The following is a 23,683-nucleotide window of genomic DNA, read 5'->3' as shown; positions in this document are numbered from 1 at the left end:
AATATAGGCCGCACTTAGCCAGGGATGCTCACCATGCTCGATTCGTTGAAAGCGACCAGCCGCCGAATTCTCGGCGCTTTACTGACTGTGGTGAGTGCTCTCTTCGGCCAATGGCAACCGCCGCCCTGGCTGCGCACCCTCGGCCATGGCCTGACAAATGTGGGCCATAAAGCACGCGCCTACCCGCGTCAGGCCGGTGCCGGGGTGTTGGGTCTGGTGTTACTGGCCGCCGCCGGCTTCTATGGCTGGCAGTGGTACTCGCACCTGCCGCAACCGCACACCGTTGGCTATTCGCTGCACAAACCGAACCTGACTGATTACACCCAGCAACCACCGGTTGTGGATAACTTGCAGGTGCGTTTCGCCGAATCTGTGGCTCCACTGGCAGCCATTGGCAAGCCAGTCACCGAAGGCATCACCCTAAAACCTGAAGTGGCCGGCGCCTGGCGTTGGTCCGACGACCACACCTTGTTGTTCGTGCCGGAAAAAGACTGGCCCGTCGACGCCCATTACACCCTCGACCTGGCCAAGAAAAAGCTGCTGGCCGACGGTGTACTGCTCAACCAGTACAGCAGTCAGTTTTCCACTCAACCCTTCCGCGCCACCCTGGCGCAAAACGAGCTGTATCAAGACCCGTCCAACCCGACGTTGAAACAGCTGGTGGCGACTTTTCATTTTTCCCACCCGGTCGATGAAGACAGCCTGCGCAAGCGTGTATCGGTAACCCTCGGCAAAGGCCTGGCCTACCGCGATGCCCAGTTACCCAACCGCCCGGAAATCACCTTCGACGACACCAGGCTCAACGCCTACGTACGCTCCGCCGCCCTGGCCACGCCACTGGAAAGCACGCCCGTCAGCGCCAAGCTCGATGAAGGGATCAAGGCCCGCGACGGCGGCAACGCCAGCACCGCTCCGCTGGTCTCTGAGGTCACCGTGCCCGGTCGCTATCGCCTGACCTTTACCGGCGCCGAAGTGAGCTTTGTCGACAACGCGCGCGCTGAACCGGAACCCGTGCTGATGTTCAGCAGTTCCAGCGCCGTGGCCGATGACACCATCGCAGGTAAGGTCCAGGCCTGGCTGCTGCCGGAAAAAGCCCAGGACGATACCCGCCCCTATTACAGCAACGAGATCGACGATGCTCTGCTGGCCCGTAGTTCAAAGGTCACCCTGACCCACGTGCCCAGCGTCGAACCACTGAATACGCTTCACGCCTTCAAGTTCAAGGCTCCCGCAGGCCGCGCGCTGTATGTGCGCGTTCCCGCGAACCTGGAAGCCATCGGCGGCTACCTGGCGAAAGACCCTACAGCGTCGCTGATCAGCATGCCGGCGTACCCACGCACTTTGCAGTTCCTGTCTGACGGCGCCTTGCTCAGCCTCAACGGCGAAAAACGCCTGGGCTTCATGGCCCGCGGCGTGCCCGGCGCCCATGTGGAAATCGCCCGCCTGCTGCCCAATCAGTTGCAGCACCTGGTGGACCAGAGCAGCGGCAGCTTCGCCCGTCCGAATTTTGGCAATGATTACTTCGACCGTATGGTGGAGCGTCAGTCGCTGGATATTCCGCTGTCGTCCAATGACCCGGCGAAAACCGTCTACGACAACGTCGACCTGAGCCACTACCTCACCGCCAACGGCGGTCGTCGCGGCATCTTTGTGCTCAAGCTCAGCCCTCAGGATGACCCCGCCGAGCGCACGTTCGATTACTCACGCAGCAGCACCAGCGACTTGCGTTTCATCGTGGTCACCGACCTTGGCATCATCGCCAAACGCTCCAGCGACGGCAGCCATGATGTGTACGTGCAGTCCATTGGCAACGGTTCGCCGGTGGCCGACGCACAAGTCGACATCATTGGTCGTAACGGTTTGCCGGTCAGCAGCGGCCGCACCGATGCCGAAGGCCATGCGCATTTCGCCAAGCTGGATGAACTGCGCCGTGAGAAAACGCCGCTGATGTATGTCGTCACTCGCGGCAATGACCAGTCGTTCCTGCCGATTGCCCGTCAGTCGCAACAGCTGGATTTGTCGCGCTTTGATGTAGGCGGTTTGGAAGAAGACGGCGCGATTGATCGCCTCAGCGCCTACCTGTTCACCGACCGCGGCCTGTATCGGCCCGGCGAAACGGCGCACCTGGGCATGATCGTGCGCAGCGGCAATTGGAAAGGCGCATTACAAGGCCTGCCGGTGGAGCTGCAAATCACCGACCCACGTGGCCTGGAAGTCATTCGCCAGCCGCTGAAACTGTCCACCAGCGGTTTTGAAACCTTTGATTTCCCCAGCAGCGAAGTCGCCCCCGCCGGGGATTACACCGCGACCTTGCAGTTGATTGGCCAGAAAAACACGCGCACCGACCTGGGCAGTGTCAGCTTCAAGGTCCGCGATTTCGAGCCAGACCGCATGAAGGTCAGCCTGAGCCTGCACGACACTCCGGTGTTGGGCTGGATTCCACCGGACCAGGTGGTGGCCAAAGTCACCGCGATGCACCTGTTCGGCGCCCCGGCGTCCGGCCGTCGCGTCACCGCCAAAATGTCCCTGAGCCCCACGCTGGCGGCCTTCGACCGTTACCCCGATTACCGCTTCCGCCTCAACGATTCGCTGGAAGAAGCCAGCACCGAAGACCTGGCGGAAACCACTGTCGACGACAACGGCCAGGCGGTGCTCGACCTCAACTTGCAACGCTTCGCCAACAGCACCTATCGCCTGCAAGTGATGACCCAAGTGTTCGAAGCTGAAGGTGGCCGTAACGTTGCAGCGCAAAATGCGCTGCTGGTGTCATCCGCACCTTATCTGGTCGGTGTGAAAAGTCAGGATTCGCTGTCGTACGTCGCCAAAGACGCCCCACGCCAAGTGCAATGGCTGGCCGTGGCGCCGGACCTTACACCCGTGGCGGTGGACGGCCTGACCAGCGAAGTCATCGAGCACCGCTATGTGTCGGTGCTGGTAAAACAGTCCAACGGCACCTACAAGTACGAGTCGCGCATCAAGAACATCAGCCAACCGGCCTCGCCGCTGGTGATGACCAAGGAAGGCGCCAAGCAGACCCTGAACACCGGCACGCCGGGCGATTTCACCCTGCAACTCAAGGACGCCAACGGCAACCTGCTCAACCAGATCGACTACAGCGTGGCCGGGCGCGGCAACACCTCGCGCTCCCTGGAGCGTAACGCCGAGTTGCAATTGCGCCTGGATAAACGCAGCTACGCCACGGGTGACGAGATCGCAATCAGCATTCGCGCGCCATACACCGGCGCCGGCTTGATCACCATCGAGCGTGACAAGGTTTACACACAGCAGTGGTTCAAGGCCGACAGCACCAACAGCGTGCAACATATCCGCGTGCCTGCAGGGCTCGAGGGCAATGCCTACGTCAACGTGCAGTTCGTGCGGGACATCGGCTCGTCCGAGGTCTACATGAGCCCGTTGTCCTATGGCGTGGTGCCGTTCAGCATCAACCTGGATGCACGGCGCATGGCGCTGAAAGTCGAAGGCCCGGCGAAGATTGAGCCGGGGCAGACCCTGGATATCAAGGTCACTGCCGACCGCCCAGGCCGCGCGGTGGTCTACGCGGTGGACGAAGGTATCCTGCAAGTGGCGCGCTATCAGACGCCAGACCCATTGGGCTTCTTCTTCCAGAAGCGTGCGCTTGAAGTCGGCACCAGTCAGATTCTTGACCTGATCTTGCCGGAATTCAGCCGCCTGCTCAGTGGGGCGGCGCCCGGCGGCGATACAGAAGGCGGCCTGGCCAATCATCTGAACCCGTTCAAGCGTAAACATCAGCCGCCGGTGGCCTGGTGGTCCGGACTGGTGGACTTGCCCGCCGGTGAAACCGTGCTGCATTACCAGGTGCCGGACAGCTTCAACGGCAAGCTGCACCTGTTTGCGGTGGCGGTGGATGCCGACAGCGTCGGTGTCAGCGAGGCCAATACCGAGGTGCGCGGGCCGATTGTGATAACGCCGAACGTACCGGCTTTTGTGGCGCCGGGAGATGTGTTCAATGTAAGCGCCGGGGTGTTCAGCAACCTGGATGCTGCGGCGGATGTGAAGTTTGAAGTGCAGACCAGCGACGGCCTCAACGTGCAGGGCGACAAGGGCAGCACCTTGTCCCTGCAACCGCGCAAGGAAGGCACGGCAGAGTTCAAGATCAAGGTCGGCGAAACCCTCGGCTCGGCGGACCTGCGTTTTATCGCGGTATTGCCGGACGGCAAACGCATCCAGGTCGCGGAAACCACGTCGATCCGCCCACTGAGCGAGCATCGCGTGGCCCTGAGCCTGGGCCGCTTCGACAGCGCCAGCAAAGAACTCAAGCCAACGCGTGAACTGTTCAGCCAATTGCGTGATGTGCAACTGGGTGTGGCGGCCTCGCCGCTGGTGTGGGCCAACGGCCTCAAGCATTACCTGGATGACTACGGGTATGCCTGCACCGAGCAACTGGTGTCCAAGGCCATGCCGGCGTTGATCTGGGGTGGCACTGCGCCAGAAGCCGAGCAAGCGTTCAGCGGCGCGGTACGCATGCTGCGCCAACGCCAGAACTCGGCCGGCGGCTTTGGCTTGTGGGCGGCCAACCCGGACGTGGCGCCGTACGCCAGTCTGTACGCCACTGACTTCCTGATCGAAGCCAGGGAGCGCGGGCTACCGGTGCCGGAAGACCTGCTGGTACGCGCCAACACGTATCTGACAGACCTGGCCAATGGTCCGAGCGAAGGCCTGTCGGAATTGCGCAACCGTGCCTACGCCAGCTACTTGCTGAGCCGTCAGGGGATTCTGGTGAGCGGCGCCCTGAGCGATATCCGCGAGCGCTACGAGAACTACTTCAAGGACACCTGGCAGAACGACCTGGGCGCCGCCTACCTGGCTGCCAGCTACAAGCTGCTTAAGCAAGATCGCCAGGCGGATGCATTGTTCCGCAAAATCCCGTGGCGTTCCCTTGTGGATAAGTGGGACAGCGATGGCCTGTACTACGACCCGCTGGTGCACGATGCTGAACACTTGCACCTGCTGGCGCGTCATTTCCCCGAGTTGCTGGGCGATGTGCCGACGGCGTTGCTGGACAAACTCGGCAAGCGCCTCAACGAACAGCGTTACAACTCGCTGTCGGCCGCCCTGTTGCTGCGCGCTCTGGATAACTACGGCCAGCGTGCGCAAAGCGACATGACCCTCAAGGCCACCGCCTGGTTGGGTGACAAGCAACAGCAACTGCTGGAAATGGCCGGCCAGCCACCGCGCGCCGCCGTGCCGGGCAGCACGCAGAAACTGGTGATGGAAAAAACCGACGGCCCGGCCGCGTTCTACATGCTCAGCGAAGCCGGCTTCGACAAAGGTACCCAGCTCAAGCCAATCAACAACGGCCTGGAAATCATCCACGAGTACCTCGACCTTAAAGGCGAGCCAGTGAGCAAAGTCGCAGTAGGCGATGAGTTCCTGGTGCGTCTGCGTCTGCGCGCCACCGACCGTGATCAAGTGCAGCAAGTGGCCGTGGTCGACCTGCTGCCGGGTGGCGTCGAGCCTGTGTATAACTTGCCGCCGGAGCCGGAGGCCGCCAGTACCGATGAAAGCGAGGGTGAAGACTCCGAATACGCCGAAACCGCAGACGGCGAAGAAGCGGACGCCTGGCAGGCGCCCATCGGCGAGACCGAGTTGAGCAATTGGCAGCCGGACTATGTGGATGTGCGTGACGATCGCGTAGTGTTGTACGGCACCGCGCTGCGCGATGTAGGCACGTTCGTCTACCGCGTACGCGCCACCAACGCAGGTACGTTCAATACGCCACCGGCCTATGCCGAAGGTATGTACGAAACCACCCTGCAAGGGCGCGGCAAAGTAGGCCAGCTTGAAATTACCAAGCCTTAAGCGCCTGACGCCGCTGCTGGCAGCGGCGGTGGTACTGGCGGGGCTGCGGCTGTGGCCCCATGCCCCGCTGGAACACGCCGTGACCTCGTCACGGGTAGTGCTGGCCGACGACGGCTCGCTGCTGCGCATGACGTTGGCGGACGACGGACAGTACCGCCTGTGGCTGCCCCTCGAGCGTATGTCGCCGTCACTGGTCGAGGCGTTGCTGCTCAAGGAAGACCGCAATTTCTACTGGCACCCGGGTATCAATCCCCCCGCGTTGCTGCGCGCGGCCGCGACCACCTACAGCGGCGGCCAGCGCCAGGGCGGCTCGACACTGAGCATGCAACTGGCGCGGCGCCTGTGGGACCTCAACACTCGCCAAGTACCGGGCAAGTTGCAGCAGATGGCGTTGGCGCTGTGGCTGGAAGCGCGCTACAGCAAGCACGACATCCTTGAGGCGTACCTGAACCTGGCGCCCATGGGCGGCAATATCGAAGGTGCCGAAGCGGCCAGTCGCATTTATTTCGGCAAGTCGGCGGCGCAGTTGTCGTTGTCCGAAGCCTTGGCGCTGGCGGTGATTCCGCAACAGCCGGGTCGGCGCGCGCGCTTCGGGCCATCGCTGCAAAACGCACGGCTGCGGTTGATGACCGAATGGCGCGAAACTTATCCACAGGACCCGCGCAACGACAGTTTGCTCGACTTGCCCCTGGAGGCGCGCAACCGCCAGCAGATTCCTTTTCTGGCGCCACATGTGAGTGAACAACTGTTGGCGTCCCAGGCCGGCAACGAACTCAACACCACCCTTAACCTGCCCTTACAGCAATTGCTCGAACGCCTGATCACAGGCTTTATTGCCGAACGGCGCAGCACAGGTGTGGAAAACGCCACAGCGATCCTGATCGACAGTCGCGACCAGAGCGTCAAGGCCTTGGTGGGTTCGGCGGATTACTTATCCACAAGCATCCACGGCCAGGTCAACGGAGTGTTGTCCCGCCGCTCACCTGGGTCGACGCTCAAGCCATTTCTGTATGGGCTGGCGCTGGATCAGGGGGTGATCCACCCCATGAGTATCCTCAAGGACTTGCCGAGTAACTTCGGCTACTTCCAGCCGGAAAATTTCGACGGTAGCTTTGTCGGGCCGCTGACAGCGCGGGATGCTTTGATCCGTAGTCGCAACATCCCGGCGGTATGGCTCGCCAGCCAAGTGCAGTCGCCTTCGCTGTATGGGTTGCTGCAACGTGCCGGCATCAAAGGGTTGCGCAACGAAAGCCATTACGGCCTGGCGCTGGCCTTGGGCGGCGGCGAGATGACGCCGGAAGAGCTGGCGCGTCTGTATGTGATGCTGGCCGGCGACGGGCATTTGCGGCCGTTGCGGTATTTGCAGGAGCAACCGCAATCCACGGGCGCGCAGCTGCTCACGCCCCAAGCCGCGTTTATGGTGCGCGACATGCTTCGGCGCAACCCACGCCCGGACGGTTTGCCCGGCCGCCACTGGCGCACCGCCTGGAAAACCGGCACGTCCTGGGGCTTTCACGATGCCTGGAGCGCAGGCTTGGTCGGCCCGTACGTGCTGGTGGTGTGGGTGGGTAACTTTGATGGCCGACCGAACCCGGCTTTTATCGGTGCCAAGACCGCTGCGCCGTTGTTCTTTCGGATCGCCGACGCCTTGCCTCTGGCGCTGCCCAATGTCGTGATTAAAGCCGACAAACCGCCCGCCGGGCTGGTGCGCATCGATGTGTGCGCCGCCTCCGGCGAGTTACCCAACCACTGGTGCCCGCAAACTCGCAAGACTTGGTACATTCCCGGCGTGTCACCGATTCGCGTGTCTAACCTGCACCGCCCGGTACTGATCGACACGCGTACGGGCAAGGCCGCGTGCCCACCGTTCGATGCGCAATACACCCGCGAAGAAGTCTTCGAGTTCTGGCCCAGTGACGTGCAGCGCCTGTACCGTGCGGCTGGCCTGCCTCGACGTACGCCGCCCAACGTAATGAAGAACTGCCAACCCAACCGCATCAGCGATCAAAGCGAAGCGCCGCAGATACGCTCGCCGCTGACGCAAGTGAGTTATCAGTTGCGCCTGTCCCAGCCCCAGGAAAGTATCCCGCTCACTGCCAACGCGGCCAGCGATGCGGCGACGCTGTATTGGTTTGCCAACCAGACCCTGATCGGCCAGGGCCCGCCACAAACCACACTGAACTGGCGGCCGGGCAAGTCGGGGGAATACCGGTTGCGGGTCAGTGATGATCAGGGGCGCAGTGCGAGCCGGGGGTTGAAGGTGGAATTTGTGCCGTGATCAGGCGTCTTCGTCGCCGAAACCGGCTTTACCGACGCGCTTTGCAAAATGGTTGTACGCCGCACCCAGCTTCCGTTGCTCGAAGATTGAAAACACCAAGGTACCCAGCAGGATCAGCATCCACACCAGAAACAGCTTCAAGGTATCCACCTGAGCAACGAACAGCAGTAAGGTCACTACGCCGCCGATGATCATGCCCAGCCCCATCCACGCCCCCAGGACACGGCCGACGGCCAGGCGCATGCCTTGGGGCAGGACAAGGCGGGTTGCCATCATCACCACGATGAGCGTCAGGAAGAAGCCAAACGCGGCCATGAAGGGAATCGGGAAACCGCCCTCGCGGTACAACCAGGCCAGCAGTCGATACACCGGGCCCAATGGCTCCATCTGTTGATAGGTATCGGGGCCCGGCAAATGCAATTGGGCAAAATGCGCAGGCGTCATGGCCATGATGCCAACCCCGATCATCCCTATGATTGCGGCATAGAAACCGCCGGCGCGCCACAATGGCGCCAGCACCCGGGTATTTTCCACATCCTGGGTTTGCGAAAGGCCGAACACCGCGTTGCGCTGTTTGCCCTGGGCGATCACCGGCTTGCCCTCGTGCTCGCAGGCGTCGCCGATCAGCATCACATCCAGGTCCTGGACCAGCAGGATTTCACCTTGGCGTCGTGAGCTGCCGACGAGTTCATAGTCGTCAGGCGATTTGTTGCCGAACAGGTCAATACCCTCGGCCATCACGCGGATCTCACCTGTGGCGTCCTGTAGCCGAAAGTCATTGCAGCGCGCCTCTCCGGACACCCGGCTCCAACTCCAGCGGCCGTCGTCGTCTTTCTTGCCGTCTTCGACAATCCAGACATACCCCACGCATGGCGTGCCATTGACCGGCGACAGCAGGGTCTTGTCAGCAATCACTGTGCCGCGTACCTCCACCAGACCCATCGCCAGCGACCGAATCTGGCTGGTGGCCAGCCGCTGTTCGGTTTTGTAAAAGTTGGGACCAAAGCTCGCCAGCAAGCCGACCAGAATGCCGACTGGAAAAAACAGCGCGATGAAGAGGTTCGGGGCATACACAATCAAACTGATAAAACCCGCGACCAACGCCAGTGCCAGCAGGGTTTTCCACAGCGGTTTTTTCACAACCTCACCGACCTGAGTGGTTTTCATGCCCCGGGCACCTCAAGCTTCACACCCTCGTAGCGGGTTTCTTCAGCACTGATGGCCAACAACGGAATGCGCTGATAGCTGAGCATTCGCGCAAAGAACAGATCGGGGAACACCGCGATGGCGATGTTGTAGAGGTTGACCGACTCGTTGAAGAACTCACGTCGGTCGGCAATTCGCTCCTCCACGGCCGAGATGGCCTGCTGCAACTCAACCATGTTCGGTCCTGAGATCAGCGCGGGGTAACTCTCCGCCACCGCAATCACCGACTTGAGTGCCGCATTGAGCTGGTTGGACGCGTCGACCTTGTCGTTAAGGCTGCTGGCGTTGAGGTATTGAGTCCGCGCGTCGCTGAGGCGGGTGAACAGCGCGTTCTCATGGTTCATGGCGGTCTGCACCACGCGCATCAAGTCGGGAATCTGGTCGGCCCGTTGCTTGAGCAGTACGTCGATGTTGGCGAACGCCTTATCCACATCGTTACGCCGCATCACCAGGCCGTTATAGACCCCGACCATCCAGCCGACCAGGCCCACGACAATGATCAGCACGACAATGCCGGCGATTAGCAGTTCTATGTTCATGGTGACGGCGTCCCTGGCTGAGTTATCCACAGGGAAGCATTCTAGGGGTTAGCCTGACTGCGCGCCCGGTAGTAGCCCACAGATTCGACAAGAGGTCGTTGATTCAACGAGCCGCTCGCCGTTACTCAGTAAACTCGATGTAGCTGGACTCCCCACCGCCTGTCGCACCCGACAACCATCCCCATACAAACGTCAACGTGGTGCGCCCGGCATGATCAACGCCTACCGTGCCGCGAGACCAACCGGCGAGGAGTTCACCTTCGGTGGTCAAGCATTGGTAAAGAAGTTCGAGGGTGTTGGGGCCTGTTACGCGCCCGACCTGCTGACCCATGCGTATCCGGCCGCCTTGGTAAGTGCCCGAAATGGCATCTCCTTCCACCTGGTAATGAAATACCGTCCCTGAGCCGGAAAGCCCTTGAGTGTTGTTCGCGACCGTAAATCGGCGATTGTTCAAGCGCTCGTGGACGCGGGAGGAGGTTTGCATCGAATCGCATCCTTTCGTTGGAGCCTGAAGGCCTTGCGGGCCTCCAGGCGCGTGGCGTGTTACTCCACCGTCACCGACTTCGCCAGGTTACGCGGCTGGTCCACGTCGGTGCCCTTGAGCACCGCTACGTAGTACGACAGCAACTGCAGCGGGATGGTGTAGAGGATCGGCGACAGGGTGTCGTGGATGTGCGGCATGTTGATGACGTGGGTGCCTTCACCATTGGTCATACCGGCTTTCTCGTCGGCGAACACGATCAGTTGGCCGCCACGGGCACGCACTTCCTGCAGGTTGGATTTGAGTTTTTCCAGCAGTTCGTTGTTCGGCGCGACGGTTACCACCGGCATGTCGTCATCCACCAGGGCCAGCGGGCCATGTTTCAGCTCACCGGCCGGGTAGGCTTCGGCGTGGATGTAGGAGATTTCCTTGAGTTTCAGCGAGCCTTCCATGGCCACCGGGTACTGCGCGCCACGGCCGAGGAACAGGGTGTGGTTTTTGTCGGCGAACAGTTCGGCGACTTTTTCCACGGTGCTGTCCATGGCCAGGGCTTCACCCAGGCGGGTCGGCAGGCGGCGCAGTTCTTCCACCAGGGTGGCTTCGACGCCTTCGGCGAGGGTGCCGCGAACCTGGCCCAGGGACAGGGTCAGCAGCAACAGGCCTACCAGTTGGGTGGTGAAGGCTTTGGTGGACGCCACGCCGATTTCGCGACCGGCCTGGGTCAACAGGGTCAGGTCGGACTCGCGCACCAGGGAGCTGATGCTGACGTTGCAGATCGCCAGGCTGGCGAGGAAGCCCAGCTCTTTGGCGTTGCGCAGTGCGGCCAGGGTGTCGGCGGTTTCGCCGGACTGGGAGATGGTCACAAACAGGGTGTCTGGCTGCACCACGACCTTGCGGTAGCGGAATTCGCTGGCGACTTCGACCTGGCAAGGGATGCCGGCCAGTTCTTCCAGCCAGTAACGCGCAACCATACCCGCGTGGTAGCTGGTGCCGCAGGCGACGATCTGCACGTTGCGCACTTTGGCGAACAACTCGGCCGCTTGCGGGCCGAATGCATTGACCAGCACTTGGTTCTGGCTCAGGCGACCTTCCAGGGTGCGTTGCACCACGGAAGGTTGCTCGTGGATTTCCTTGAGCATGAAGTGGCGGAACGCACCTTTGTCGGCGGCTTCGGCGCCGTCGCGGTATTGCACGGCTTCGCGTTCGACGGAATTGCCGTTGACGTCCCAGATCGCCACGCTTTCACGGCGGATGTCGGCGATATCGCCTTCTTCCAGGTACACGAAGCGGTCGGTGACCTGGCGCAGGGCCAGTTGGTCGGAGGCGAGGAAGTTTTCCCCCAGGCCCAGGCCGATCACCAACGGGCTGCCACTGCGGGCGGCAACCACGCGGTCGGGTTGGCTGGCGCTGACCACGGCCAGGCCGTAGGCGCCGTGCAGTTCCTTGACGGTGGCCTTGAGGGCAACGGTCAGGTCGCCGAGGTCCTTGAGCTTGTGGTTCAGCAGGTGAGCGATGACTTCGGTGTCGGTGTCCGAGGTGAACACGTAGCCCAGGCCCTTGAGCTGTTCGCGCAGCACTTCGTGGTTTTCGATGATGCCGTTGTGCACCACCGCCAGGTCACCGGAGAAGTGCGGGTGGGCATTACGCTCGCACGGCGCGCCGTGGGTGGCCCAGCGGGTGTGAGCAATGCCCAGACGGCCGACCAGCGGCTCGCCGAGCAGCGCTTGCTCCAGCTCAGCGACCTTGCCCGGGCGACGCATGCGCTCAAGCTTGCCGGCGTTGGTGAAAACGGCCACACCGGCGCTGTCGTAGCCGCGGTATTCCAGGCGCTTGAGGCCTTCGAGCAAGATGGCGGTGACGTTGCGTTCAGCGACTGCGCCTACAATTCCACACATGGTATGTCTCCTAGATGATTGCCGCGCATATCAGCGTAATGCCGCGGGCTTGAATCTGGTCGCGGGCCTCAAGCGGCAGGCGATCATCGGTGATAAGGGTATGGACGCTGCTCCAGGGCAGTTCCAGGTTGGGAATCTTGCGGCCAATCTTGTCGGATTCGACCATCACCACCACTTCACGCGCGACCTCGGCCATCACACGGCTCAGGCCCAACAATTCGTTGAAGGTGGTAGTACCGCGCTCCAAATCGATGCCGTCAGCGCCGATGAATAATTGATCAAAGTCGTAGGAACGCAGCACTTGCTCGGCGACCTGGCCCTGGAACGAATCCGAATGCGGGTCCCAGGTGCCGCCCGTCATCAACAGCACCGGCTCGTGTTCCAGTTCGCTCAAGGCGCTGGCCACGTGCAGGGAGTTGGTCATTACGACCAGACCCGGCTGGTGGCCCAGCTCAGGGATCATGGCGGCGGTGGTGCTGCCGCTGTCGATGATGATGCGCGCGTGTTCACGTAGACGCATGACGGCTGCACGGGCGATGGCGCGCTTGTAGGCCGAAATGGGCTGGGCGGCATCGCCCACCAGTTCCTGGGGCATGGTGATCGCGCCACCGTAACGGCGCAGCAACAGGCCGTTGCTCTCCAGAGCGGCCAGGTCCTTGCGGATGGTCACTTCTGAGGTTTCGAAACGTTTGGCCAATTCGTCCACGCTGACTTCGCCCTGTTCATTGAGCATCGTCAGAATGTTGTGGCGTCGTTGGGGTGTATTTCGTTTCGACATGATGATCTTAAGTTTCGTTTCGAAAGATAACGAAGGCAATCAAAACCTATTGGCAGGAAATCGTCAAGCAGATCGAAAAGTCTTTTTGATACAACACTGAGCAAAATGTGGGAGCGGGCTTGCTCGCGAATGCGGTGTGTCAGTCAACTTTTCAGTGCCTGACCCGACGCTTTCGCGAGCAAGCCCGCTCCCACATTTGAACTGTGCTGATTTCGACTCTGTGGATAACTCAGGTCTTTTTGATTTTGACCGGGCGTTTCCAACCGTCGATGTTGCGCTGGCGGGCTCGGGCTACTGCCAGTTGAGACTTATCCACATCCTGATTGATGGTGGAGCCCGCAGCAGTGTTGGATCCATCGCCGATGGTGACGGGTGCAATCAGCGAGTTATTCGAGCCAATGAATACATCCTCACCAATCGTCGTCTGATACTTGTTGGCGCCATCGTAGTTGCAGGTGATTGCACCTGCGCCGATGTTGCTGCGAGCACCGATGACCGCATCACCCAGATAGGCCAGGTGGCCGGCCTTGGCATCGTCGCCCATACGCGCATTTTTCAGTTCGACGAAATTACCTACATGTGCCCTGGCGCCGAGCACGCTGCCCGGACGCAACCGCGCAAATGGACCGGCATCGCTGCCCTCGCCCATCACCGCACCTTCAATATGGCTGTTGGCTTTGACCACCACGCCCTTGCGCAGGGTGCTGTCCTTGATCACGCAGTTCGGGCCAATCACCACGTCGTCTTCAATGATCACGCGGCCTTCGAGGATCACGTTGATATCAATCAGCACGTCGCGGCCGACAGTAACCTCACCGCGAACATCAAAACGCGCCGGGTCGCGCAAGGTCACACCTTGCGCCATCAAGCGGCGGCCTTCGCGCAATTGGTAGTGGCGCTCCAGTTCTGCAAGCTGCTTGCGGTCGTTGGCGCCCTGCACTTCCATAGGGTCGTGGGGCTGCTCGGTGGCAACCAGCAGGCCATCGCTCACGGCCATTTCGATGACGTCGGTGAGGTAATACTCGCCCTGGACGTTGTTGTTGGACAGACGGCTCATCCAGTCAGCAAGCTTGTTGGCAGGGACGGCGAGAATGCCGGTATTGCCTTCGGTAATAGCACGCTGGGCTTCAGTGGCATCTTTGTGTTCAACGATGGCCGCAACCTTGCCGTCGGCATCGCGCACGATGCGGCCATAGCCGGTAGGGTCCTCCAGCTCGACGGTGAGCAGGCCCATCTGGCCAGGGACTACGTGCTTGAGCAGGCGTTGCAGGGTTTCCACTTCGATCAGCGGCACGTCGCCATAAAGAATCAGCACAGTATCGGCACTGATGAACGGCACGGCTTGCGCGGTGGCGTGGCCGGTACCGAGTTGTTTGTCCTGCAATACGAAATTCAGGTCATCCGCAGCCAGGCGTTCACGCACCACATCGGCACCGTGGCCAATCACCACGTGAATCCGCTGCGGGTCCAGTTGCCGGGCGCTGTGGATAACATGGCCAAGCATGGAGTTGCCCGCTACGGGGTGCAGCACCTTGGGCAGGGCCGAACGCATGCGGGTGCCCTGGCCTGCGGCGAGGATGACAATTTCAAGAGACATGAATGGCTACCAATCCTGGGCGGTCCGGCTTCAGACCAGAGAAGTGTTTTGCTAAAAAAGAAAAAGGGTAGCCGAGGCTACCCTTTTTAATCAATCGCGCTTGAAGCATGGCGGCTGGGCCGCTTACTTCTTGCGGATCTGCTGGAGCGTGCGCAGCTGAGCTGCAGCTTCGGCCAGACGTACAGCAGCAGCGCTGTAGTCGAAGTCCGCGCCCTTTTCGTTCAGGGCCTTCTCGGCAGCCTTGACGGCTTCCTGAGCGGAGGCTTCATCCAGGTCGCCAGCACGTTGCACGGTGTCGGCAAGTACCTTGACCATGTTCGGCTGAACCTCGAGGAAACCACCGGAGATGTAAAACACCTCCTTTTCCCCGCCTTGCTTGGTCAGAGTGATCGGACCTGGCTTCAAGCTGGTGATCAATGGCGCGTGGCCCATGGCAATACCCAGGTCACCGAGTTCGCCGTGTGCAATCACCATTTCTACCAGACCGGAGAAGATTTCCCCTTCCGCGCTGACGATATCGCAATGGACTGTCATAGCCATCTGATTGCCTCAACCTGATGAGCGCCCGTTGCCGGGCGCCGGGATTACAGTTTCTTGGCTTTCTCGATCGCTTCTTCGATGCCGCCGACCATGTAGAACGCTTGTTCTGGCAGGTGGTCGTAGTCACCGTTGAGGATGCCTTTGAAGCCAGCAATGGTGTCTTTCAGGGAAACGTATTTACCCGAGGCACCGGTGAAGACTTCAGCCACGAAGAACGGCTGCGACAAGAAACGCTGGATCTTACGAGCACGGTTTACCAACTGCTTGTCGGCTTCCGACAGCTCGTCCATACCCAGGATCGCGATGATGTCCTTCAGTTCTTTGTAACGCTGCAGCACGTACTGAACGCCGCGAGCGGTGTCGTAGTGCTCCTGGCCGATCACGTTCGGATCCAGCTGGCGCGAAGTCGAGTCGAGTGGATCGACCGCTGGGTAGATACCCAGGGAAGCGATGTCACGGGACAGAACGACGGTGGCGTCCAAGTGGGCGAAGGTGGTCGCTGGCGACGGGTCGGTCAAGTCATCCGCAGGTACGTATACCGCTTGGATCGAGGTGATCGAACCTTCTTTGGTCGAAGTGATACGTTCTTGCAGAACGCCCATCTCTTCAGCCAGAGTCGGCTGGTAACCTACTGCCGAAGGCATACGGCCCAGCAGTGCGGATACTTCAGTACCGGCCAGGGTGTAACGGTAGATGTTGTCGACGAACAGCAGAACGTCGTTACCTTCGTCACGGAACTTCTCGGCCATGGTCAGGCCAGTCAGTGCTACGCGCAGACGGTTACCCGGCGGCTCGTTCATCTGACCGTAAACCAGTGCCACTTTGTCCAGAACGTTGGAGTCCTTCATCTCGTGGTAGAAGTCGTTACCCTCACGAGTACGCTCACCCACACCGGCGAACACGGAATAACCGCTGTGCTCGATGGCGATGTTACGGATCAGTTCCATCATGTTTACGGTTTTGCCTACACCGGCACCACCGAACAGACCGACTTTACCGCCTTTGGCGAACGGGCAAACCAGGTCGATAACCTTGATGCCGGTTTCCAGCAGATCGTTGCCGCCAGCTTGCTCGGCGAACGAAGGTGCCGGACGGTGAATGCCCCAGCGCTCTTCGGTGTCGATCGGGCCAGCTTCGTCAATCGGGTTGCCCAGTACGTCCATGATCCGGCCCAGGGTCGCTTTACCGACCGGTACGGAGATGGCAGCGCCAGTGTCCAGAACATCCAGACCGCGCTTCAAGCCTTCGGTGGAACCCATTGCAATGGTACGAACCACGCCGTCGCCCAGCTGCTGCTGAACTTCCAGAGTGGTGCCTGCATCGCTTTGTACTTTCAAAGCGTTGTAGATGCTCGGTACGCTGTCGCGTGGAAATTCCACGTCGATAACGGCGCCGATGATTTGAACGATACGTCCGCTACTCATAGCTGGATCCTCTGAATATTTGAACCGTTAAACCGCGGCAGCGCCGCCGACGATTTCCGAGATCTCTTGGGTGATCGCAGCCTGACGCGCCTTGTTGTAGATCAGCTGCAAATCGCTGATCAGATCACCGGCGTTATCGGTAGCGTTTTTCATCGCGATCATCCGCGCCGCTTGTTCAGCTGCGTTGTTCTCGACCACCGCCTGGTACACCTGCGACTCCACGTAGCGCACCATCAAGCCGTCAAGCAGCTCTTTGGCGTCTGGTTCGTAGAGGTAGTCCCAGTGGTGCTTGAGTTCCTGATCCGGAGTCGCCACCAGTGGAATCAATTGCTCCACGGTTGGCTGCTGGGTCATGGTGTTGATGAACTTGTTGGATACCACGGACAGGCGGTCAATCCGGCCTTCCAGGTACGCATCCAGCATCACCTTCACACTGCCGATCAAATCATTGATCGACGGCTCTTCACCCAGGTGGCTGATAGCTGCAACGACGTTACCGCCGAAGTTGCGGAAAAAGGCCGCACCCTTGCTACCAACAACACACAGATCGATCTCGACGCCCTTTTCGCGGTTTACCGCCATGTCCTTGACCAGGGCCTTGAACAGGTTGGTATTCAAACCACCGCACAAACCACGGTCACTGCTCACTACCACATAACCCACACGCTTAACTTCGCGGTCGATCATGAACGGGTGGCGGTATTCCGGGTTGGCGTTGGCCAGATGCCCAATTACCTGGCGGATACGCTCCGCATAAGGACGGCTAGCAGCCATGCGCATTTGTGCCTTGCGCATTTTGCTGACCGCCACTTTTTCCATGGCGCTGGTAATTTTTTGCGTGCTTTTGATGCTCGCAATCTTACTGCGAATCTCTTTTGCGCCTGCCATGTAACACCTATCAGGTTAGCAAGCGGGAACCTTGCGGCTCCCGCTGCGGCTTACCAGGTTTGGGTGGCCTTGAACTTCTCGATACCGGCTTTCATGCCAGCGTCGATATCGTCATTGAAGTCACCCTTCACGTTGATCTTCGCCATCAATTCGGCGTGATCGCGGTTGAAGTAAGCAATCAGCGCTTGTTCGAAGCTGCCGATCTTGGTGATTTCAACGTCGGTCAGGAACCCACGCTCAGCGGCATACAGCGACAACGCCATGTCAGCGATCGACATTGGGGCGTATTGCTTCTGCTTCATCAGCTCGGTAACGCGCTGACCATGCTCAAGTTGCTTACGGGTCGCTTCGTCCAGGTCAGAAGCGAACTGGGCGAATGCCGCCAGTTCACGGTACTGAGCCAGAGCGGTACGGATACCACCGGAGAGCTTCTTGATGATCTTGGTCTGAGCGGCACCACCCACACGGGATACCGAAACACCGGCGTTCACAGCAGGACGGATCCCGGAGTTGAACATGGCCGATTCCAGGAAGATCTGACCGTCGGTGATGGAAATCACGTTGGTCGGAACGAACGCGGAAACGTCGCCAGCCTGGGTTTCGATGATCGGCAGTGCGGTCAGGGAACCGGTTTTGCCGGTCACTGCGCCGTTGGTGAACTTCTCTACGTATTCTTCCGAAACGCGGGATGCGCGCTCCAGCAGACGGGAGTGGAGATAGAACACGTCGCCTGGGTAAGCTTCACGGCCTGGTGGACGGCGCAGCAGCAGGGAAATCTGGCGGTAAGCCACTGCTTGCTTGGACAGATCGTCATAAACGATCAGCGCGTCTTCACCGCGGTCGCGGAAGAATTCACCCATGGTGCAACCGGAGTACGGTGCCAGGAATTGCAGCGCAGGAGATTCCGAAGCACTGGCAGCCACGATGATCGTGTTGGCCAGGGCGCCGTTTTCTTCCAGCTTGCGAACCACGTTGGCGATGGTCGATTGCTTCTGACCAATAGCTACGTAGACGCAGAAAATGCCGCTGTTCTTCTGGTTGATGATCGCGTCGATCGCCAGAGCGGTTTTACCGATCTGACGGTCACCGATGATCAGCTCACGCTGGCCGCGGCCGACTGGGATCATGGCATCGACAGCCTTGTAGCCAGTCTGTACAGGCTGGTCTACCGACTTACGCCAGATCACGCCTGGAGCAACTTTCTCGACCGCATCGGTCTCGGTGTTGCCCAGTGGACCTTTACCGTCAACAGGGTTACCCAGTGCGTCGACTACGCGACCCAGCAGTTCCTTACCAACCGGAACCTCCAGGATGCGGCCGGTGCACTTGGCGCTCATGCCTTCAGCCAGACTGGTGTACGCGCCCAGTACAACGGCACCTACGGAGTCTTGCTCCAGGTTGAGGGCCATACCGTAGACGCCGCCCGGAAACTCGATCATCTCGCCGTACATTACGTCGGCTAGACCGTGAATCCGCACGATGCCGTCAGATACGCTGACGACAGTGCCTTCGTTACGGGCTTGGGAGGTCACATCGAGCTTGTCGATGCGGCCCTTGATAATTTCACTTATTTCGGAAGGATTGAGTTGCTGCATTGCTCTGCTGCCCCTTCAAACTCAAGATTTCAATGCTTCGGCAAGTTTCGCGATTTTGCCGCGAATCGAGCCATCGATAACCAGGTCGCCGGCGCGGATAACGACACCACCAATCAGGGATGCGTCCTCCGTAGCTTGCAGGCGCACTTCCCGATTGAGTCGTGCACTGAGAACCTTGGCGAGTTTGTCTTGCTGTTCTTGGTTCAATGCGAAAGCACTGGTCACTTCAACGTCTACCGATTTCTCTTCTTCGGCCTTGTACAGGTCGAACAGAGCGGCAATCTCCGGCAAAAGCGGGAGACGGTCGTTTTCGGCAACGACGTGGATGAAGTTCTGCACTTTCACATCAAACTTGTCGCCGCACACTTCAATAAAAGTGGCGGCCTTGTCTGCGCTCGTCAGGCGCGGGGCCTTGAGCACGCGCTGCATGGTGTCGTCTTGCGACACTGCTGCAGCCAGGCCGAGCATGGCTGACCAAGAGGCCAGATGCTGGTGGGCCTGGGCGTGCTCGAAGGCTGCCTTAGCATAAGGTCGGGCCAACGTGGTCAGTTCTGCCATGATCGCCCTCGCTTAAATTTCAGCAGCCAGTTTGTTAACCAGCTCCGCGTGCGCGTTTTGATCGATTGTGGCACCGAGGATCTTCTCAGCACCGCCGACCGCCAGAGCACCCAGTTGGGCACGCAGCGCGTCTTTGACGCCGTTCAGTTCCTGTTCGATCTCGGCATGAGCCGAAGCCTTCACACGGTCAGCTTCGACGCGGGCTTTATCAACAGCCTCTTCGACGATCTGGTTACCGCGTTTCTTGGCTTGCTCAATGATTTCAGCTGCCTGTGCTTTAGCTTCGCGCAGTTGATGACCCGCTTTCTCTTGGGCCAACTCCAGGTCGCGAGCTGCACGGGTGGCAGCGTCCAAACCATCCGCGATCTTCTTCTGACGTTCGTGCAAAGCCGCGATGACCGGAGGCCACACGAACTTCATGCAAAACACTACAAAAATGAAGAACGCAACGGATTGGCCAATCAGGGTTGCATTAATGTTCACGCCAACACCTCGCTCATTCGTTGTCCATCACCCCAATCAACTCGAAAAATTCGAGTGATTAGCCAGCGAGTTGACCAACGAAAGGGTTCGCGAAGGTGAAGAACAGAGCGATACCAACACCGATCATGGTCACGGCGTCGAGCAGGCCGGCGACGATGAACATTTTAACTTGCAGCATTGGGACCATTTCTGGCTGACGCGCTGCGCCTTCCAGGAATTTGCCGCCCAGCAGGCCGAAACCAATGGCAGTACCCAGGGCGCCCAGGCCGATCAACAGTGCAACAGCGATAGCGGTTAGACCAACTACAGTTTCCATCTTTCCTCCCGACTTTTACGTCGTATGGTTTAGGTTTTTTAGATTTTAAAGCGGTAAAACAAATCGTTTCATAGCCCTGGTGGGCCACCTTCCCGTGTTACCGGGAAGGACATCAGACTAGTCGAGACTGGTCTTAATGGTTCTCTTCGTGCGCCATCGACAGGTAGACGATGGTCAGCATCATGAAGATGAAGGCCTGCAGGGTGATGATCAGGATGTGGAACACAGCCCACGCCCACTGCAGAACGATGCCCAGGCCGCTAAGCCAGAGCAGACCACTGCCGAACATCACAGCGATCAGAATGAATACCAGCTCGCCGGCGTACATGTTGCCGAACAGTCGCAGGGCCAGGGAAATCGGCTTGGCGACCAGGGTCACGAACTCCAGCAGGAAGTTCACCGGGATCAGCAGGGCTTGAACGAAGATGTTCTTGCTGCCGAACGGGTGCAGGGTCAGTTCGCCGATGAAGCCGCCGATGCCCTTGACCTTGATGCTGTAGAAAATGATCAACGCAAACACCGACAGGGCCATGCCCAGGGTGGCGTTAGGGTCCGTGGTGGAAACCGCACGGAATGGAATGTGGTGATCGCCGGTGATCAGGATGGCCAGCTGAGGAATCCAGTCGACCGGAATCAGGTCGACGGCGTTCATCAGGAACACCCAGACGAAGATGGTCAGTGCCAGCGGTGCAATCACCGGGCTACGGCCATGGAAGCTGTCTTTCACGCTGCCATCGACGAATTCGACCAATACTTCAACGAAGTTCTGTAAAGCACCTGGCTGACCGGAAGTCGCCTTCTTTGCCGCCATGCGGAAAATCAGGACGAAGATCAGACCCAATGCGACAGACCAACCCAGAGTATCCAGGTGGAATGCCCAGAAGCCCATTTCTTTGGCTTCTGCTGCGGTGTGGGCGAAGCCCCAGCCGCCGTTGGGAAGCTGACCGAAGGTCAGGTTCTGCAAGTGGTGCTGGATATAGCCCGAAGCGGTTGTTTCTGCCATGGTTGCCTCAAACGCCCTAAGGTTTCGAAAGTCTTGTTTTCATTAGCAGGGGAGCGAACCAGCTGACCAGTTGGGTCAACACGAAGACGCCGAATACAGCCAGCGGCGCCAATGGCTTCACACCTGCAAAGGTCAGTGCAAACAGCACTGCCGTCAAAATCAATTTCCCTGCCTCGCCAGCATAAAAAGACCGGACGATGGACTGGGCTGCTCGGGCGCCGGAAAACCGAAAGGCCCTGTGAGCAAAATACATATTGGGCAGCAAGGCTATCAGGCCTCCGCAGAGTCCTGAATACCCGGCTACGACTCCATGCCAATACCAAAGCGCCAATGCGGCGATCAGCAAAACGACAAATTGAGCCAATAAAACCGGGAAAACGGCCAAGCGATGGAACGGCAACGTGTTTGGCGTGCGGGTTTCCATCACTCTTGCTCCTCAATGGTCGGCTGCCGGAAATCAATAACTTGGCATAATTTGTGCCGACAAAATGCGCGCAGAGTATAGGGGCGGTTCTGCCCCTATTCAACTGTCGGGTAGTGTTTTCCGATCGCGCGCTACATAAGCAAATGTTTCAGCGGATGTGGGCAAGGACGCCCTGAAGCTCATCGAGTGAGTTATATCCGATCACCAATTGCCCTTTGCCTTTCTTGCCATGACGAATTTGCACCGCAGAGCCTAGGCGCTCGGCCAGGCGCTGTTCGAGACGCGCGATATCCGGATCAGGTTTGGCCGTTTCGACCGGTGCAGGTTTGCCGCTCAGCCACTGGCGAACCAGGGCCTCGGTCTGACGAACGGTGAGCCCCCGTGCGACAACGTGTCGCGCCCCTTCAACCTGTTGATTTTCCGGCAAACCGAGCAAAGCACGTGCATGACCCATTTCCAGGTCGCCGTGGGACAACATGGTCTTGATAACTTCCGGCAGTGCGATCAAACGCAACAAGTTGGACACAGTCACGCGGGATTTACCCACCGCATCGGCCACTTGTTGTTGGGTCAGCTGGAATTCCTGCTGCAACCGCTGCAACGCGATCGCTTCTTCGATCGGGTTGAGGTCTTCACGCTGGATGTTCTCGATCAACGCCATGGCAATGGCGGTTTCGTCCGGCACATCGCGCACCATCGCCGGGATGGTTTCCTTACCGGCCTGCTGGCTGGCACGCCAGCGGCGTTCACCGGCAATGATTTCGAAGCGGCCACCACCGATCGGGCGTACCACGATCGGCTGCATCACGCCCTGGGCCTTGATCGAATTGGCCAGTTCTTCCAGCGCCTGGGGGTCCATGTCGCGGCGTGGCTGGTATTTACCGCGCTGGATCAGGTCCAGCGGCAGGTGTTGCAGCTCGCGCTCTTCGGCCTGCACCGCTTGTTCTTCAAGCGAAGTGACAGTCGGACCACTCAGCAGTGCATCCAGTCCACGTCCGAGACCTCGTTTCTTGACGGCCATGGGGATTCCTTAAGTTAGCTGGGCAGCAGCGGTGCGTGAGTTGCGGCGTTGACGGCGAACCATCTCGCCGGCCAGTGCCAGGTAGGCAATGGCACCACGCGATGATTTGTCGTACGCCAGCGCAGGCATGCCATAGCTTGGCGCTTCGGCCAAACGGATGTTACGTGGGATCACGGTGTCGTAAAGCTGATCGCCAAAGTGTTCCTTGAGCTGCGCCGACACATCGTTCATAAGGCTCAGACGCGGGTCATACATCGTGCGCAGCAGGCCTTCGATTTGCAGGTTCGGGTTGAGCAGTTCAGCGATACGCTTGATGTTATCCACAAGGTCACTCAACCCTTCGAGCGCGAAGTACTCGCACTGCATGGGGATAATCACCCCGTCGGCTGCAACCAATGCGTTCAACGTCAGCATCGACAGCGACGGTGGGCAGTCGATCAAAATGTAGTCGTAGTTCTCGCGGATCGGCGCCAAGGCGCTGCGCAGACGGCTTTCTTTCATCTGCATTTCCAGCAGCACCACTTCCGCCGCCGTCAAATCACGGTTGGCCGGCAGCAGTTGATAACCGCCGTGTTCGGAGTAGTGCATGGCCTGGGCCAGGTCGCACTCGCCGATCAGCAAGTCGTAGACCGAGTTTTCCAGGCCGTGTTTATCCACACCGCTACCCATGGTGGCGTTGCCCTGTGGATCGAGATCGATCAACAACACCCGGCGCTTGGTAGCAACCAGGGATGCTGCGAGGTTGATGCAGGTGGTGGTTTTGCCCACGCCACCTTTCTGGTTCGCTATCGCGAATACCTTAGCCATTCTTGCTTG

The 23,683-nt window shown here is 59.5% G+C and carries 19 protein-coding genes; 2 read left to right on the top strand and 17 right to left on the bottom strand.

Going from position 1 to position 23,683, the window contains the following annotated elements:
* Positions 1–33 precede the first annotated feature (33 nt).
* Together ACI77D_RS22560 and pbpC are read left to right on the top strand one after the other, a co-directional pair.
* Positions 34–5,841, top strand: coding sequence for an alpha-2-macroglobulin (locus tag ACI77D_RS22560; protein ID WP_407017524.1), 5,808 nt, complete (start codon positions 34–36; stop codon positions 5,839–5,841).
* Complete coding sequence (pbpC, locus tag ACI77D_RS22555) at positions 5,822–8,119, top strand: penicillin-binding protein 1C (RefSeq protein WP_407017523.1); 2,298 nt, start codon at positions 5,822–5,824, stop codon at positions 8,117–8,119. The genes ACI77D_RS22560 and pbpC overlap by 20 nt, the downstream gene beginning before the upstream one ends.
* Here pbpC and ACI77D_RS22550 read toward each other — a convergent pair whose 3' ends face one another.
* The 17 genes from ACI77D_RS22550 to ACI77D_RS22470 all read right to left on the bottom strand — a co-directional run bounded on the left by ACI77D_RS22550 (position 8,120) and on the right by ACI77D_RS22470 (position 23,674).
* Positions 8,120–9,286 carry a hypothetical protein gene (locus tag ACI77D_RS22550; RefSeq protein WP_407017522.1) on the bottom strand — a complete coding sequence of 389 codons (1,167 nt, stop codon included), beginning with the start codon at positions 9,284–9,286 and terminating at the stop codon, positions 8,120–8,122.
* The gene (locus tag ACI77D_RS22545) at positions 9,283–9,864 is read right to left on the bottom strand and encodes a LemA family protein (protein ID WP_064454818.1); all 582 of its coding nucleotides are present in this window, start codon (positions 9,862–9,864) and stop codon (positions 9,283–9,285) included. The genes ACI77D_RS22550 and ACI77D_RS22545 overlap by 4 nt, the downstream gene beginning before the upstream one ends.
* Positions 9,865–9,985: 121 nt before the next feature.
* Positions 9,986–10,348, bottom strand: coding sequence for a hypothetical protein (locus tag ACI77D_RS22540; protein WP_407017521.1), 363 nt, complete (start codon positions 10,346–10,348; stop codon positions 9,986–9,988).
* 59 nt (positions 10,349–10,407) lie between these two features.
* Positions 10,408–12,240 carry a glutamine--fructose-6-phosphate transaminase (isomerizing) gene (gene glmS, locus ACI77D_RS22535; protein ID WP_064454820.1) on the bottom strand — a complete coding sequence of 611 codons (1,833 nt, stop codon included), beginning with the start codon at positions 12,238–12,240 and terminating at the stop codon, positions 10,408–10,410.
* A gap of 10 nt (positions 12,241–12,250) precedes the next feature.
* Positions 12,251–13,021: a DeoR/GlpR family DNA-binding transcription regulator gene (locus tag ACI77D_RS22530; RefSeq protein ID WP_208604482.1), complete on the bottom strand. Its 771-nt coding sequence runs from the start codon at positions 13,019–13,021 to the stop codon at positions 12,251–12,253.
* A 226-nt stretch (positions 13,022–13,247) separates the two neighbouring features.
* Positions 13,248–14,615 (bottom strand): bifunctional UDP-N-acetylglucosamine diphosphorylase/glucosamine-1-phosphate N-acetyltransferase GlmU, encoded by a 1,368-nt coding sequence (gene glmU, locus ACI77D_RS22525; RefSeq protein ID WP_064454822.1) that lies wholly within the window; start codon positions 14,613–14,615, stop codon positions 13,248–13,250.
* Between the two features lie 123 nt (positions 14,616–14,738).
* Positions 14,739–15,155: a F0F1 ATP synthase subunit epsilon gene (locus ACI77D_RS22520; RefSeq protein ID WP_003177061.1), complete on the bottom strand. Its 417-nt coding sequence runs from the start codon at positions 15,153–15,155 to the stop codon at positions 14,739–14,741.
* A gap of 44 nt (positions 15,156–15,199) precedes the next feature.
* Positions 15,200–16,579 carry a F0F1 ATP synthase subunit beta gene (gene atpD / locus ACI77D_RS22515; protein ID WP_064454823.1) on the bottom strand — a complete coding sequence of 460 codons (1,380 nt, stop codon included), beginning with the start codon at positions 16,577–16,579 and terminating at the stop codon, positions 15,200–15,202.
* 27 nt (positions 16,580–16,606) lie between these two features.
* A complete protein-coding gene (atpG, locus tag ACI77D_RS22510) occupies positions 16,607–17,467 on the bottom strand; it encodes a F0F1 ATP synthase subunit gamma (protein WP_010207685.1) in 861 nt (286 codons plus the stop codon).
* Positions 17,468–17,517: 50 nt separating this feature from the next.
* A complete protein-coding gene (gene atpA / locus ACI77D_RS22505; protein WP_053258793.1) occupies positions 17,518–19,062 on the bottom strand; it encodes a F0F1 ATP synthase subunit alpha in 1,545 nt (514 codons plus the stop codon).
* 21 nt (positions 19,063–19,083) lie between these two features.
* The gene (locus ACI77D_RS22500; RefSeq protein WP_407017520.1) at positions 19,084–19,620 is read right to left on the bottom strand and encodes a F0F1 ATP synthase subunit delta; all 537 of its coding nucleotides are present in this window, start codon (positions 19,618–19,620) and stop codon (positions 19,084–19,086) included.
* A 12-nt stretch (positions 19,621–19,632) separates the two neighbouring features.
* A complete protein-coding gene (locus tag ACI77D_RS22495) occupies positions 19,633–20,103 on the bottom strand; it encodes a F0F1 ATP synthase subunit B (RefSeq protein WP_016970692.1) in 471 nt (156 codons plus the stop codon).
* 58 nt (positions 20,104–20,161) lie between these two features.
* A complete protein-coding gene (atpE, locus tag ACI77D_RS22490) occupies positions 20,162–20,419 on the bottom strand; it encodes a F0F1 ATP synthase subunit C (RefSeq protein ID WP_002555987.1) in 258 nt (85 codons plus the stop codon).
* A 133-nt stretch (positions 20,420–20,552) separates the two neighbouring features.
* Complete coding sequence (atpB, locus tag ACI77D_RS22485) at positions 20,553–21,422, bottom strand: F0F1 ATP synthase subunit A (RefSeq protein ID WP_053258795.1); 870 nt, start codon at positions 21,420–21,422, stop codon at positions 20,553–20,555.
* 16 nt (positions 21,423–21,438) lie between these two features.
* A complete protein-coding gene (locus ACI77D_RS22480; protein ID WP_053258796.1) occupies positions 21,439–21,846 on the bottom strand; it encodes a F0F1 ATP synthase subunit I in 408 nt (135 codons plus the stop codon).
* A 148-nt stretch (positions 21,847–21,994) separates the two neighbouring features.
* Complete coding sequence (locus ACI77D_RS22475) at positions 21,995–22,867, bottom strand: ParB/RepB/Spo0J family partition protein (RefSeq protein WP_064454825.1); 873 nt, start codon at positions 22,865–22,867, stop codon at positions 21,995–21,997.
* Positions 22,868–22,876: 9 nt separating this feature from the next.
* The gene (locus ACI77D_RS22470) at positions 22,877–23,674 is read right to left on the bottom strand and encodes a ParA family protein (RefSeq protein ID WP_407017519.1); all 798 of its coding nucleotides are present in this window, start codon (positions 23,672–23,674) and stop codon (positions 22,877–22,879) included.
* Between the last annotated feature and the right edge of the window lie 9 nt (positions 23,675–23,683).

Origin of the sequence: Pseudomonas sp. O39 (assembly GCF_045447295.1) — a bacterium.
Taxonomy (GTDB): domain Bacteria; phylum Pseudomonadota; class Gammaproteobacteria; order Pseudomonadales; family Pseudomonadaceae; genus Aquipseudomonas; species Aquipseudomonas antarctica_A.
Note: the sequence above shows the minus strand (reverse complement) of the source record. Positions and strands in the feature narration are given on the sequence as shown.